The sequence below is a fragment of the Ruania alba genome, assembly GCF_900105765.1.
Classification (GTDB): domain Bacteria; phylum Actinomycetota; class Actinomycetes; order Actinomycetales; family Beutenbergiaceae; genus Ruania; species Ruania alba.
In genome coordinates, this window is record NZ_FNTX01000001.1 from 1,035,220 (window position 1) to 1,048,211 (window position 12,992).

General features: G+C 70.9%; 11 protein-coding genes. 3 read left to right on the forward strand and 8 right to left on the reverse strand.

The features are described 5' to 3' along the window. Both ligD and BLU77_RS04870 read right to left on the reverse strand, forming a co-directional pair. On the reverse strand, nucleotides 1-1,047 hold the full coding sequence (gene ligD, locus BLU77_RS04865) for a non-homologous end-joining DNA ligase (protein ID WP_089771941.1): 1,047 nt from the start codon (nucleotides 1,045-1,047) through the stop codon (nucleotides 1-3). 106 nt (nucleotides 1,048-1,153) lie between these two features. Further along, the gene (locus tag BLU77_RS04870) at nucleotides 1,154-2,242 is read right to left on the reverse strand and encodes an aminotransferase-like domain-containing protein (protein ID WP_089771942.1); all 1,089 of its coding nucleotides are present in this window, start codon (nucleotides 2,240-2,242) and stop codon (nucleotides 1,154-1,156) included. A gap of 72 nt (nucleotides 2,243-2,314) precedes the next feature. Between BLU77_RS04870 and BLU77_RS04875 the strand changes: the two genes are divergently transcribed. Further along, nucleotides 2,315-4,270 (forward strand): DUF5107 domain-containing protein, encoded by a 1,956-nt coding sequence (locus tag BLU77_RS04875; protein ID WP_139177596.1) that lies wholly within the window; start codon nucleotides 2,315-2,317, stop codon nucleotides 4,268-4,270. Here the strand turns inward: BLU77_RS04875 and BLU77_RS04880 are convergent. Further along, nucleotides 4,255-5,157 (reverse strand): PfkB family carbohydrate kinase, encoded by a 903-nt coding sequence (locus tag BLU77_RS04880; protein ID WP_245708670.1) that lies wholly within the window; start codon nucleotides 5,155-5,157, stop codon nucleotides 4,255-4,257. The genes BLU77_RS04875 and BLU77_RS04880 overlap by 16 nt on opposite strands. A gap of 292 nt (nucleotides 5,158-5,449) precedes the next feature. On the opposite strand from BLU77_RS04880, the gene pheS reads away from it, so the two are divergent. Both pheS and pheT read left to right on the forward strand, forming a co-directional pair. Beyond that, a complete protein-coding gene (gene pheS / locus BLU77_RS04885; RefSeq protein ID WP_089771944.1) occupies nucleotides 5,450-6,532 on the forward strand; it encodes a phenylalanine--tRNA ligase subunit alpha in 1,083 nt (360 codons plus the stop codon). Then, nucleotides 6,532-9,162, forward strand: coding sequence for a phenylalanine--tRNA ligase subunit beta (pheT, locus tag BLU77_RS04890; protein WP_089771945.1), 2,631 nt, complete (start codon nucleotides 6,532-6,534; stop codon nucleotides 9,160-9,162). Before pheS ends, pheT begins: the two co-directional genes overlap by 1 nt. An 80-nt stretch (nucleotides 9,163-9,242) precedes the next feature. Here pheT and BLU77_RS04895 read toward each other — a convergent pair whose 3' ends face one another. The 5 genes from BLU77_RS04895 to BLU77_RS04915 form a co-directional block, all read right to left on the reverse strand. Further along, entirely contained in the window at nucleotides 9,243-9,863 is a 621-nt protein-coding gene (locus BLU77_RS04895) for a dihydrofolate reductase family protein (RefSeq protein ID WP_089771946.1), read from the reverse strand. Continuing rightward, on the reverse strand, nucleotides 9,863-10,366 hold the full coding sequence (locus tag BLU77_RS04900; RefSeq protein WP_089771947.1) for an SRPBCC family protein: 504 nt from the start codon (nucleotides 10,364-10,366) through the stop codon (nucleotides 9,863-9,865). The genes BLU77_RS04895 and BLU77_RS04900 overlap by 1 nt, the downstream gene beginning before the upstream one ends. A 3-nt stretch (nucleotides 10,367-10,369) precedes the next feature. Beyond that, complete coding sequence (locus BLU77_RS04905) at nucleotides 10,370-10,708, reverse strand: ArsR/SmtB family transcription factor (RefSeq protein ID WP_089772983.1); 339 nt, start codon at nucleotides 10,706-10,708, stop codon at nucleotides 10,370-10,372. Between the two features lie 93 nt (nucleotides 10,709-10,801). Then, complete coding sequence (locus BLU77_RS04910) at nucleotides 10,802-11,986, reverse strand: MFS transporter (RefSeq protein WP_089771948.1); 1,185 nt, start codon at nucleotides 11,984-11,986, stop codon at nucleotides 10,802-10,804. Between the two features lie 6 nt (nucleotides 11,987-11,992). Beyond that, the gene (locus BLU77_RS04915; RefSeq protein ID WP_089771949.1) at nucleotides 11,993-12,979 is read right to left on the reverse strand and encodes a quinone oxidoreductase family protein; all 987 of its coding nucleotides are present in this window, start codon (nucleotides 12,977-12,979) and stop codon (nucleotides 11,993-11,995) included. Between the last annotated feature and the right edge of the window lie 13 nt (nucleotides 12,980-12,992).

Here is a 12,992-nt window from a genome sequence, read left to right on the forward strand (position 1 = left end):
CTACTCCTCGACCCGGTTCCCGCGCTCGTCCCAGTGCTCGGCCACCTTCTTGCTCGGCTGCACGCGCGGCGGCTCGCCCGGCATCTTCGGGTACTCCGGAGGGAACGGCATCTCGTCCAGCCCGCTGGCGACGTCCTGCTCCCACATCCGCAGGGCCGGGCCGAGATCCCCGACGGCGTCGTCCAGTCCCGCCCACGCGTCGCCCTGGTCGTCCAGCAGCCCGGGTACCGTGCGGACGGTGAAGTCGGCGATGGCGATACTCTCCAGGTCCTCCCAGCGCACCGGCATCGAGACCGGTGCGCCCTCCAGTGGGCGGGGGGAGTAGGCGGAGGCGATGGTGCGGTCGCGGTTCGCCTGGTTGAAGTCGACGAAGATCTTGTCTCCCCGCTCTTCCTTCCACCACGCGGTGGTCACCAGCTCCGGGAGGCGCCGCTCCAGCTCCCTCGCGATGGCGATCACGCCGTGCCGCACGTCGAGGAACTCGTGCTCGGGCGCGATCCGGGCGTACACGTGCAGCCCGCGGCTGCCGGAGGTCTTCACCCACGGGGTGATGTCGAGTTCCCGCAGCAGCTCGCCCAACGCCTGCGCGGCGGTGACGATGTCGGCGAAGCTGCGACCGGGCTGTGGGTCCAGGTCGATCCGCAGCTCGTCCGGGTTGTCCGTGTTCGCGGTGCGCACCGGCCAGGGGTGGAAGGTGATGGTGTTCATCTGCACTGCCCACACGGCGGTCGCGATCTCGTCCACCACCAGCTGCGGGTGCTTCCGGCCCGAGGGGTAGGTGCACATCACCGTGCGGGTGTAGTCGGGGACGCCCCGTGGCGGGTTCTTGGAGAAGAACTCTTCTCCGCCCACCCCCTGCGGGAAGCGCTGCAGGGTCACCGGGCGGTCGCCGAGGGCCCGCAGGATCGGTTCACCCACCGCGGCCACGTACGAGGCGAGGTCCCACTTGGTGATCCCCGGCCAGATCTCGCGATCGGGACTGGAGATGCGAACCTCGCGGTCGCCGTCGGGGGCGGGAACGGTGAGCATCTGCGCTGTGGACGCCATACGCGTGACCATACCGGTCACTCGCCAACAAACGAGTGCCCGACTTCTCGCTCATATCTCAGAGAGTGAGCGAAAAGCCGGGCACTCGGCGGTCAGGGGGGGGCGGTCAGAGCGAGCGGTAGGCCTCGCCCAGGCGGCGCGCACCCTCGTCGATCTCGTCCGGGGTCACGCCGGAGTAGGCGAGCCGGATCGCGTTCTTGGAATCGTCGAGCAGGAAGTCGCTGCCCTTGACGATCTGCACGCCGCGAGCGGCAGCGGCGTCGAAGAGTGCGTCACCGTCCACCCCCTCGGGCAGGTTCACCCAGAGGAAGTAGCCGCCCTCGGGCTCGACGAACTGCGCGTCCGGCACGTGCTCGCGCAGACCCGCGCACAGGCGTTGGGCACGCTCGGCGAGCGCCGTCTTGACCGTCTCGATGGAGGACTCGAAGGAGCCGCCGCGGACGAACTCGTTCACGATGGACTGGGCCACCATGTTCGGGGAGATGTAGGTGCCGGTGGCGAGCTTGGCGATCTTCGCGATCAGCTCGGCGTCGCCCACCAGGTAGCCCACTCGGATGCCCGGGCACACCGTCTTGGAGAACGAGGAGGCATAGACCACCTCGCCACCCGTGGCCAGGGAGAGCATCGTCGGCTGCGGCTCACCCGAGAAGCGCAGCTCCACGTACGGGTCGTCCTCGAAGATCGTGAAGTTCTGCTCCCGCGCCAGCTCCACCAGGGTTCGGCGCTTGTCGCCGGAGAGGGAGTACCCGGCGGGGTTCTGGAAGTTCGGGATCAGGTGCGCCAGCGCCACCGGGTTGGCGCGCACGAGCTCGGTGAACGCGGCCACGTCCACGCCGTCCTCCTGCAGCGGGATCGCCTTGAGGTCGGCCGCCCGGCCCTTCAGGGAGAGCAGCGTGCGGTCGTAGGAGGGGCGCTCCACCACCACGGTGTCCCCGGCGGAGACGAGCGTCTCGAAGAGGAACGCGTCGGCCTGCATGGACCCGTTGGTGACGAGCACCTGGTCCTCGCTGACGCCGTGCCGGTCGGCGATCCAGGCGCGCAGCGGCTTGTAACCCACCGACGTGCCGTAGGCGAAGGACCCGGCGGGGTCGTTCGTGAACGCACGATCGGCGGCGGCGCGCAGGCCCTCGACGTCGATGATGTCGAGCGAGGGTGCGCCACGGGCAAAGGAAATCGGTGCAGGTTCGGTTGCCATGCGGCCCAGCCTAGTTGTGCTTCCACCCCGTTCGCAGGGTCGTCTCGGTCCGTGACGCACTAGCCTGTGCTGGTGTCTGAACCTACGCTGCGCCGGTCCACCCTCGTCCTGCCCGGCGAGCTCCCACAGACCGACCCGCTGCCACACCCGAACGAGCTGATCGAGTCCGGGTTCACCCTGGCCGGCGACCTGCCGCCGGCGATGCACGAGCGTGCCGCCCTGGACCGCCCGCGCTCGATGCACCCGAACCTCCAGCAGGACCGGTACCACCGGGACCTCAGCGATCTCACCCTGGAGACCGTGGTCCTGGAGAACGATCGCTACCGTGCCACCGTGGTGCCGAGCCTGGGCGGGCGGCTCTGGTCCCTGCAGGATGTGCGCACCGGGCGCGAGCTGCTCTACGCCAACGGCGCCCTGCAGCCGGCGAACCTGGCCCTGCGCAACGCATGGTTCGCCGGTGGGGTGGAGTGGAACATCGGCACCAAGGGCCACACCGCACACACGATGTCACCGCTGCACGCGGCTCAGGTGAACGGCCCCGACGGCGTCCCTCGCCTGCGCCTGTGGGAGTGGGACCGGCTGCGTGGTGTGGTCTTCCAGGTGGACCTGTGGCTGCCACCGGGGGGCGCGCTGCACGTGTATGTGCGCATCCAGAACCCGCAACCCGTGGCGGTGCCGATGTACTGGTGGTCCACGGCCGCCGTCACCGAGGCCGACGACGTCCGGGTGCTCGCCCCCGCTCGGTCCGCCTTTGCCACCGATGGTGACGGGCCGGTGCGGCGGGTGCCCGTGCCGGTGCACGACGGCTCCGACACCACCTGGTCGGTCCGCTCACCGGTGTCCGCGGACTACTTCTACGACATCGACGACGGCGAGCTGCCCTGGGTCGCGGCCGTCGCCGGGGACGGGCACGGCCTGCTCCAGGTCTCCACGAGTCGGCTGCGCGGACGGAAGCTGTTCTGCTGGGGCACCTCCACCGGCGGCGCCCAGTGGCAGGACTGGCTCAGCCCCACCGGTGGGGCGTACCTGGAGATCCAGGCCGGGCTGCTGCCCACCCAGTTCGAGCACGTTGCGATGCCGACCGGGGCGCACTGGGACTGGGTGGAGGTCTACGGCGATGCCGACGTGGACGCCCAGGTGGCGCACGGGCAGGACTGGACGGCCGCCGTCGGGCATGTGGGCGAGGCCGCCGCGCGGCTGCTGGCGGACCCGGACCGGACGCTCACCGATGCACGCGTGGTGGCGGACCAGGAGCCGGAGACGCACGTGAGTGCGGGGTCCGGTTGGGGTGCGTTGGAGCTGATGGCGGCCGGGCGTCCGGGCAGTACCCTCGGCGACATCTCCCCGGGCACCCCGTTCACGCGGGAGATGCTCACCGGCGAGGCCGCCGGATGGGTCGCGGTGCTGGAGGACGCGCCGGCCGCCCTCGACGGCGCCGACCCTGCCGTGCCGCCCGCGTCATACGTGACCGGTGCGCACTGGGAGAGCGCCCTGACCGACCTCGAGCCCGGGTGGGCGCGGGATTACCACCTGGGTGTGCTGACCCATGCGCGCGGCGCCCTGGACGAAGCCGAGGGGTGGTACCGCCGCTCCCTCGATCACATCGGCACTGCCTGGGCCCGGCGCGGGCTCGCGCTGCTGGCGGCTGAGCGGGGCGAACTGGTCCGCGCCCTCGAGCTGTTCCTCAGCGTCTGGCGGAGCGAGGGGGTAATGGGTTCTCCGGCGGAGTCGAGCCTGCTCGTCGAGACGATGACGGCGGCCCTCGCCGCGGATCGGCCCGGTGTGGCCCTGGAGGTTGCCGAGCAGGCGAGCAGGCGTGTGCGTGAGCGGGGACGGGTGCGACTGCTGCGCGCCCGGGCCGGTTGGCAGGTGGGGAACGATGTGGGCGCGGCACTCACCCGCACCCTGCTGCGGGAGGGGATCGAGGTGCCGGACCTGCGGGAGGGGGAGCTCGAGCTCTCCGACCTGTGGCTCGCCGCCTTCCCCGACGAGCCGGTGCCGGCCCGCTACGACTACCGGATGTTCTGACCGGCCCAGCCCAACGCCCCGGGGAATCGCACCGAGCGGCTGGCCACCTCCGCGCCCGCGGCGATGGCGTCGATCGGTGAGGCACCGTCGGCGACCGCGTGCGCCCAGGCGCCGTGCAGCACGTCACCGGCGCCGAGGGTGTCGACGATCTCGGCCGCGGGCACCGACGGCACCGGGATCTCGGACGTGCCTTCGTCGGTGCGCACCCGGATCGGTGCACCGCCCCGACTCTGCGCCACCAGCACTGGTCCGCGTGCTGCCACGGCCGCCAGCGGGTCGCTCTCGCCGGGCCAGGTGAAGTCGTCGGAGAGCAGTGCGGCGTTCACGTGCGGGAGCAGATCGACCAGTCCCAGCTTGTGCGACCCGCCGTCCAGCAGGGTGGGAATCCCGCGTCGTTGCCCTGCCGCGCAGAGGGCGAGTGAGGGCTCGATCAGGTGGCCGTCGACGAGCACCGCCCGGGCGCCGTCGAGGACCTGCTCCAGCTCGGGCTCGGACATGGGCGGCGGCGTGCTCGACCGGCTGAGGTTCGCAGACGCCACGGCGCGCTCGCCCGTTCCGGCCGTGACCAGCACCGTGGAGATCGGGGGAGCGGCGACGTGGGCGAGGTCATGCACGAGGACACCTCCCGCGGACAGCTCCGCGCGGGCGAGCTCGGCCAGCGGCCCGGAGCCCAGCGCCGTCACCAGGGTGGTCGGCGCGCCGAGTGCCGCAGCGGTGAGCGCCGCGTTGGCGGCTGGACCACCCACGGCGAGGCGGGCCTCGGTTGCCACGATCTTCTCGTTCGGCCCCGGCAGCCGGTCCACCACCTGGGTCACGTCCAGCGTGGTCAGACCGCAACAGACGACCCGGCCCGATCCGTCCTGCATCACGTTCCTCTCGGTGAACATGGCGCTGAGCCTCTCATCCCACCTCAGAATCGGCCCTACCTGACGCAGGCCTGGTCGACGGTGATGCGTAGAGCCATGCGCCTATCGCGCCCGGCTTGACGTATGACCGTCGATCGGGCCGCGACACTGTGGTGTTGGGGGAGGCGGGTGGGGGTGTGGCAGACTCCTGTCCATGCTCTCGCGCCGATTTATCCAGCCCGCCGGGCTGACACGCGCGCACTGAGCCGCGACGACTTGCCCTGGGCGGGCACCTCTAGACTCCTGCAGTGGTCCACTCGTCCGGAAGGTAGGCATGTCCACCCCTGAAGTTCCCTCCCCGCTCGACGCCGACGGCGTCGGCGCAGCACTCGAGGCCGCCCTGGCCGCCGTTGCCGATGCCAGCGACCTCGACGCATTGAAGGCCGCGCGCATCGCCCACACCGGCGACAAGAGCCCGCTCGCGCTCGCGAACCGTGAGATCGGCAGCCTCGATCCCGCTGACAAGGCCACCGCAGGCAAACTGCTCGGCCAGAGCCGCGGCCGCCTGAACAAGGCCATCGCGACCCGTCAGGCCGAGCTCGAGGCCGAGCGCGACGCCGAGGTGCTGCGCACCGAGGCGGTCGACGTGACCGTGCCGCCGCAGCGGATCCCGCGTGGTGCCCGCCACCCCTTGGACGTCGTGATGGACGAAGTGGCCGACTTCTTCGTCGGGATGGGCTGGGAGATCGCCGAGGGCCCCGAGCTCGAGCACGAGTGGTTCAACTTCGATGCCCTCAACTTCGGCCCGGACCACCCGGCCCGGCAGATGCAGGACACTTTCTTCGTCGCACCCTCGGACGGGAAGACGGCCGACGGTGTGCTCAACCCGGGGTCCCCGGACCACCTCGTCCTGCGCACGCACACCTCACCGGTGCAGGCACGCACCCTGCTCGAGCGCGACCTCCCGGTCTACATCGCATGCCCCGGTAAGGTGTTCCGCACCGACGAGCTGGACGCGACGCACACCCCCGTCTTCCACCAGGTGGAGGGACTCGCCGTCGACAAGGGCCTGACGATGGCGAACCTGACGGGCGTGCTGGACCACTTCGCGCGCGCCATGTTCGGGCCCGAGGCGAAGACCCGGCTGCGCCCGTCGTTCTTCCCGTTCACCGAACCGAGTGCCGAGATGGACCTGTGGTTCCCCGCCAAGAAGGGCGGCCCGGGCTGGATCGAGTGGGGCGGCTGCGGCATGGTCAACCCGAACGTGCTGCGCGCCTGCGGGGTGGACCCGGACGTCTACTCCGGGTTCGCCTTCGGGATGGGGATCGAGCGCACCCTGATGCTCCGGCACGGGATCGAGGACATGCACGACATCATCGAGGGCGATATTCGCTTCTCTCAGGAAGGAGTGCGCTGATGCCGCTCGTCCCGCTGCCGTGGCTGCGTGAGCACGTCGACGTTCCTGCCGGCACCACTGCCGAGCAGCTCGCCGCCGACCTGGTCCGGGTGGGCCTGGAGGAGGAGACGATCCACACCTCCGGCGTGACCGGCCCGCTCGTGGTCGGCCGCGTGCTCGCGGTGACGCCCGAGGAGCAGAAGAACGGCAAGACCATCAACTGGTGTCTGGTGGACGTGGGCGCCGAGCACGCCCCGGACACGGCCCCGGAGGGTGCCGACGAGGCTGCGACTGGTCTGGACTACCACCCACGCGGCATCGTCTGCGGTGCGCACAACTTCGCCCCCGGCGATTCTGTGGTCGTCGCTCTCTCCGGTGCCGTGCTGCCCGGCGACTTCGCCATCGCTTCCCGCAAGACCTACGGACACATCTCCGATGGGATGATCTGCTCATCCAAGGAGCTCGGCCTGGGGGAGGACCACGAGGGGATCATCGTCCTGGACGACCCGCCCGCACCCGGGACCGACGCCCTCACCCTCCTCGGTCTCGCCGAGGAGGTGATGGAGATCAACGTCACCCCGGACCGGGGCTACTGCTTCTCGATGCGCGGTATCGCCCGGGAGTACGCCCACTCCACCGGCGCCACGTTCACCGACCCCGGCCTGGTCACCCCGGCAGGGTCCGCCGCGCAGCCGCCGGCCGCCACCGACGACGGGTTCGCCATCGAACTCGCCGACGACGCCCCGATCCACGACGTGCCCGGCTGCGACCGGTTCGTCGCCCGGATCGTGCGTGGCATCGACCCCGCTGCCCCGACCCCGGACTGGATGGCTACCCGGCTGCGCCAGGCCGGAATGCGCCCGATCTCCCTGACGGTGGACGTCACCAACTACGTGATGCTCGACCTCGGACAGCCCCTGCACGCCTACGACCTGGCCAGTCTCGCCGCGCCCATCGTGGTGCGCCGAGCCCGCGCCGGTGAGAGGCTCATCACGCTGGACGATCAGAAGCGCACCTTGGACGCCGACGATCTGCTCATCACCGACTCACCGGACGGCACCGGCTCACGCATCCTCGGCCTGGCCGGCGTGATGGGCGGAGCGGAGACCGAGGTCGGCGAGGCCACGACGGACATCCTCATCGAGGCCGCGCACTTCGATCAGATCACCGTGGCCCGCACCGCCCGCCGCCACAAGCTGCCCAGCGAGGCCGCGAAGCGGTTCGAGCGCGGCGTGGACCCCGCTCTTCCGGCCGTGGCTGCCCAGCGAGTGGTGGACCTCCTCGTCGAGCTCGGTGGCGGAACCGACGACCCGGCGGTGACCGACGTGGATCAGACCACCGCTCCGGCGCCGATCGCCCTGGACGCCGCCCTGCCCGGACGGACCGCCGGTGTCGAGTACACGCCCGAGACCGTGGCGGACACGTTGCGGAACTTGGGCGCCGAGGTCGTGCCTGCCGCGGAGGAGTCCGACGGCGAGACCGGACGTCGCGCGCGCCGTGCCCCGACCCTCCAGGTCACCCCGCCCACCTGGCGGCCCGACCTGGGCACTCCCGCCGACTTGGTCGAGGAAGTGATCCGGCTCCAGGGCTATGACCAGGTGCCCTCCGTACTGCCCACCGCACCGCCGGGGCGTGGCCTGAGTGCTCGCCAGCGCTCCCGACGGCGGGTGGCCGACCTGCTCGCCGACGCCGGGCTCGTGCAGGTGCTCACCTACCCGTTCGTTGCCCCCGGTCGCCGGGATGAGCTCGGCTTGCCCGCCGAGGACTCCCGACGGCGGTCCGTACGCTTGGCGAACCCGCTCAGCGAGGCGCAGCCGCTGATGCGCACCAGCGTGCTGGAGACGCTGGTGGATGCCGCCGTGCGGAACATCGGCCGTGGTCTGACCGATGTGGCCGTGTATGAGCTCGGCCTGGTCACCCTCCCCGACGGCGGCACACACCTCTCCCCGCTGCCCGCGCTCGGGGTTCGCCCCACCGACGCCGACCTGGACGCCGTGCGTGCGGCCGTGCCGGACCAGCCGTTGCACCTGGCCGCCGTGCTCACCGGGAATGTGGTGCCGGCCTCGGTACACACCAGCGCACGTGCAGCGGACTACGCGGATGCGATTGACGTGGTGCACCGCGTGGCTGAGCTCCTGCGGGTGCCGCTGACCGTGACCGCCGATGCCGAGCGCGCGCCCTGGCACCCCGGCCGGTGCGCCCAGTTCAGCCTGACCGACGGCACGGTCGTCGGGTGGGCCGGTGAGCTCGCACCGAAGGTGACCCAGGCCCTCGACCTGCCGGCACGCACGGTCGCGCTGGAGATCACCCTCGGCGCCCTGCTGGACGCCGCGCCGGATGCGCCGACCCAGTTCCGGGCCATCTCCACCTTCCCGGCCGCCAAGGAGGACATCGCCCTGGTCGTGGCCGACGACGTCCCTGCCGCCGATCTGCTCGCCACCGTCCGTGAGGGCGCGGGTGAGCTGGCCGAGGAGGTGCGGCTGTTCGACTCCTACCGCGGCGAGTCCCTCGGTGCGGGACGGGTGTCCCTGGCGTTCTCGCTCCGTCTGCGTGCAGCCGACCGCACGCTGAAGGCGACGGACTCCGCACAGGTGCGGGACGCCGTCGTGGCGCTCGCGGGCCAGCGACACGGAGCCGAGCTGCGCAGCTGACGCACCCCGCCCGCCTGTCACCCGGCAGGCGGGCGGGGCGGCAATCTGAACACGAGTACTGCGGCAGAATGAACGCTTGGCTACAGCTCCCGGACGGCGTACGTCAGATGCGTCACCCTCGGGGAAGCCTCCGCACGAACTTGCTCCAGAGCGATACGTTCGGCGTCCACGCCCTCGAACAGGCGGATTCCGGTGCCGAACAGCACCGGTGATACGGCGATCGAGAACTCGTCGATCAGTCCGGCGTTCAGATACTGCAGGATCGTCGCGCCGCCGCCGGCGACGCGCACGTCCTGACCGCCGGCAGCCTCGCGGGCCAGGTCGAGCGCGGCCTCGATGCCGTTGTTGACGAAGTGGAAGATGGTTCCACCCGGCCGCTCCCAAGGGTCACGCTTCTCGCGGGTCACCACGACAACGGGCGTGTGGAACGGCGCCTCCTCCGGCCACGCGTACTCGCCGGCGTCGAACATCCGCTTGCCCATTACGTTCGCGCCGGTGCGCTGATAGGTCTCCCGCAGAATGTCGTTGTCGCGCCCTTCCTCGCCGCCCTGACCCAGCTTGAGGTTCTCGCGGAAGTGCCGCTGCCGGAAGACCCACTGCTGCAGTTCCATCCACTGCTTGCCCATCAGGTCCTCGGTGGACTCGGGGGCGATGAATCCGTCGAGCGACATCGATACGCTGAAGAACACCTTTCCGGCCATCAGTTCTCCGCCTGCCGTACGACCTCGACGATATAGGCGGCCAGGTTCCCCAAGGTCTGCCGGCCTCCTTCGACCGCGCCGTGCTGGGTGATCGCCTCATCGCGCAGTGCCGCGGTGGGGAAGACCGTGCGCATCTCGATCCGGGTCGCCGGGCCGTCGGGCGTGAAGGTCAGGACCGATTCGAAGGCGTTCGGGTCCTCGCGCGATTCGCCGTGGAGCAGCACGATCCGCTCCGGTGGGGTGATCTCGGTCCAGGTGATCCACTCGGCGTAATCGGTCCCGTCCGGTCCGTGCATCACGAAGTCCCACACGCCGCCGACGCGGAACTCGAACGCCCGCGTGGTGGTGGTGAACCCCTCGGGCCCCCACCACTGCGACAGGTGCCGCACCTCGCTGAAGGCCTCGAAGACCACCTCGCGTGGGGCATTGATCACCCGGGAGATCACGATCTCGCGGTCTGCCGTGGAGGACTGCGCCGGTGTTCCTCGTCCTGTCGTGCTCATCTGCTACTCCTGCCTGTGCTGTTTCAGGTCCTGGACGTACACGTCCAGGCGATCGAAGCTCTCGTTCCAGAACTGCTCGAATCCGCCGGTCCACTCGTGGACCGGTCGCAGTCCGCGGGCGTCGAGGCCGTAGAGGCGTTGTTTGCCGGCCCTGCGGTCTCGCACGAGTCCGACCTCTCGAAGCACCCGCAGGTGCTTGGACGCCCCCGGCTGGGTGATCCCTAGCTCCTGGGCCAGCTCGTTCACTGGGCGCTCACCGGTGCGCAGCAGGACCAGGATGTCCCGGCGCTGCGGCTCGGCGATCGCGTTGAAGACGTCCGACGTCGTCGCTGCGCGTGCCATGAGCACGATCATATGCCTATATAGGCATGCGTCAAGGGGGCGGCGAGGGATACGTCATCGTCCCCCGCAACCGGCTGCCGCGGCGTGCCTTCCTTATCGTTCGCCGGCCCGGCTTCCCGCGGCGCCTGGCTGCGGTACGAGCGCCACCGCGACGATCGCCAGCACCGCCAGCGTGATGAGGACCGGGGTCCGGGTGCCGAAGGAATCCACGGCCGCGCCGGCCAGCGTGGGCCCCACGGCCGAGCCGACGCCACGCGCCAGCGCGTACGCACCCAGCATCAGACCCACGGAGCGGGCGTCCACGAACTCCACCGTGTACACGCTCTCCATCGTGGAGAAGGTGCCCACCCCGATCCCAGCCAGCACCACGAAGGCGATGGCCGCCACCATCGACTCAGAGAATGGCAGGAGCAGCGCAGGCAGACCGAACAGCAGCAGGCACACCCGCACCACGAGCAGATGCGGCACGCGGTCGAGCACCCAGGGCAACGGCAGTCGCCCCGCGATCTGGAACGCCCCACGCGCCCCGGCCAGCGCCGACGCCACCCCGAGGGTGAGTCCGGCCTCCACCATCGCCGGCACCTGGAACAGCAGCAGCACCGACATCATCGCCCCGCCCAGCACACCGAGCGCGAGGAGGCGCCGCAGCCGGGCGTCCCGGATCGCATAGGCGAGGCCGCCGAGCAGGGTGCTCCCCGATCCGTCCGCCCCGCCGAGATGGCGGAGCAGCGTCGCCGCCCACAGCATCGCGGCAGCCACCAGGCACCCGGCCGCCATCATCGTGGGCCGCCAGCCCCACTGGGTCGCCGACCACGCCATCAACGGGAGGAACACTGTGCTGGCCAGCGCCCCGAACAGCGTGTTCCTCGTGATCCCGCGGGTGCGCCCGTCCGGAGCAACTCGGGCGATGATGGCGTGCGCCAGAGCGTAGTAGCCCACCGCCCCCACACAAGCCTGGGTGAGGATCGCCCCGGGGAGGAACACCGCGGGGCTGCTCGCCGAGGCGGCGACCGCGCTGGCTGCCACGGTGCACCCGGCCGCCACGATGAGCACCAGGTGCGGACCGAACCGGTCGCTGGCACGGCCGGCGAGCACCGACCCGACCCCCACCAGCAACAGCGCTACCCCGTAGGCGCTGGTGAGCGTGGTCTGGCTCCAGCCGGTCTCGCGTGCGATTGGCTCGATCAGGACCCCGTACCCGTAGTACCAGGTGCCGAACGAGCACAGCACCAGCAGGCCGAGCGCGAACGTCAGCCCGGCGCCGAGCCGGCTACTCACGGGTGATCACGGAACCAGCAAGACCTTCCCCGTGGTCTGGCGTCCCTCGAGCGCCTCGTGAGCGCGGGCGGCCTCGGCGAGGGGGTACCGGGCGCCGATCCGCACCTGCAGCTCGCCGCTGGCGACGGCCTCGAAGACCGCACCCGCGCGCCAGGCCAGCTCGGCCGGGTCAGCGATGTAGTCGAACAGCTTGGGTCGGGTGACCATGAGCGAGCCCGCCTGGTTCAGTCGCTGCAGGTCCACCGGCGGGACCTGCCCGCTCGCCCCGCCGAACAGCACCAGCAAACCCCGACGGCGCACGCTCGCCAGGCAGGCGTCGAAGGTGTCCTTCCCGACGCCGTCGTAGGCCACGTGCACGCCCGCACCGTCGGTCAGCTCCCGGACCCGGGCGGGAAGGCCGGTGGTCAGGTCGTCGAACTGGTCGTAGCGGATCACGTCGGAGGCCCCGGCCGCACGAGAGAGCTCGGCCTTGGCGTCGGAGGAAGTGGTGGTGATCACGCGAGCGCCACGTGCCACGGCGAGCTGGGTGAGCAGCAGGCCGACGCCGCCGGCACCGGCGGTGAGAAGGACAGTCTGGCCCGGCTCGAGGCGGGTGACACCGTCGACCAGCATGTGCGCGGTCATCCCCTGCAGGGGGATGGCGGCCGCGGTCTCGGCGTCCACGCCGTCGGGCACCGGGAGGGCATGGCCGGCGTCCACGAGCACCTGTGCGGCATAGCTGCCACTGGCGCTGGCGGTCCAGGCCACCCGGTCGCCGACGGCCACGGAGTCAACACCGTCGCCGAGCGCGGTCACCACACCGGCGCCTTCTCCGCCCGGGGTGAGCGGAAAGTCCATCGGGTACACCCCGGACCGGTGGTAGGTGTCGATGAAGTTGATCCCGATGGCCTCGGTGCGAACCAGCACCTGGCCGGGGCCCGGCTCGGGCGGTTCCACATCGAGGAGGGTCAGAGTCTCCGGTCCGCCCGGCTCCCGGGCCACGATCGCGTCCATGAGACCCAACGTA

Excerpts from the sequence above, each read along its gene's own strand:
- BLU77_RS04905 (WP_089772983.1), bottom strand. The coding sequence starts at position 10,708 with ATGGCACGCGCAGCGACGACGTCGGACGTCTTCAACGCGATCGCCGAG.
- BLU77_RS04880 (WP_245708670.1), bottom strand. The coding sequence starts at position 5,157 with ATGTTCACCGAGAGGAACGTGATGCAGGACGGATCGGGCCGGGTCGTC.
- BLU77_RS04915 (WP_089771949.1), bottom strand. The coding sequence starts at position 12,979 with ATGGACGCGATCGTGGCCCGGGAGCCGGGCGGACCGGAGACTCTGACC.
- pheT (WP_089771945.1), top strand. The coding sequence starts at position 6,532 with ATGCCGCTCGTCCCGCTGCCGTGGCTGCGTGAGCACGTCGACGTTCCT.
- BLU77_RS04895 (WP_089771946.1), bottom strand. The coding sequence starts at position 9,863 with ATGGCCGGAAAGGTGTTCTTCAGCGTATCGATGTCGCTCGACGGATTC.
- BLU77_RS04900 (WP_089771947.1), bottom strand. The coding sequence starts at position 10,366 with ATGAGCACGACAGGACGAGGAACACCGGCGCAGTCCTCCACGGCAGAC.
- pheS (WP_089771944.1), top strand. The coding sequence starts at position 5,450 with ATGTCCACCCCTGAAGTTCCCTCCCCGCTCGACGCCGACGGCGTCGGC.
- BLU77_RS04870 (WP_089771942.1), bottom strand. The coding sequence starts at position 2,242 with ATGGCAACCGAACCTGCACCGATTTCCTTTGCCCGTGGCGCACCCTCG.
- ligD (WP_089771941.1), bottom strand. The coding sequence starts at position 1,047 with ATGGCGTCCACAGCGCAGATGCTCACCGTTCCCGCCCCCGACGGCGAC.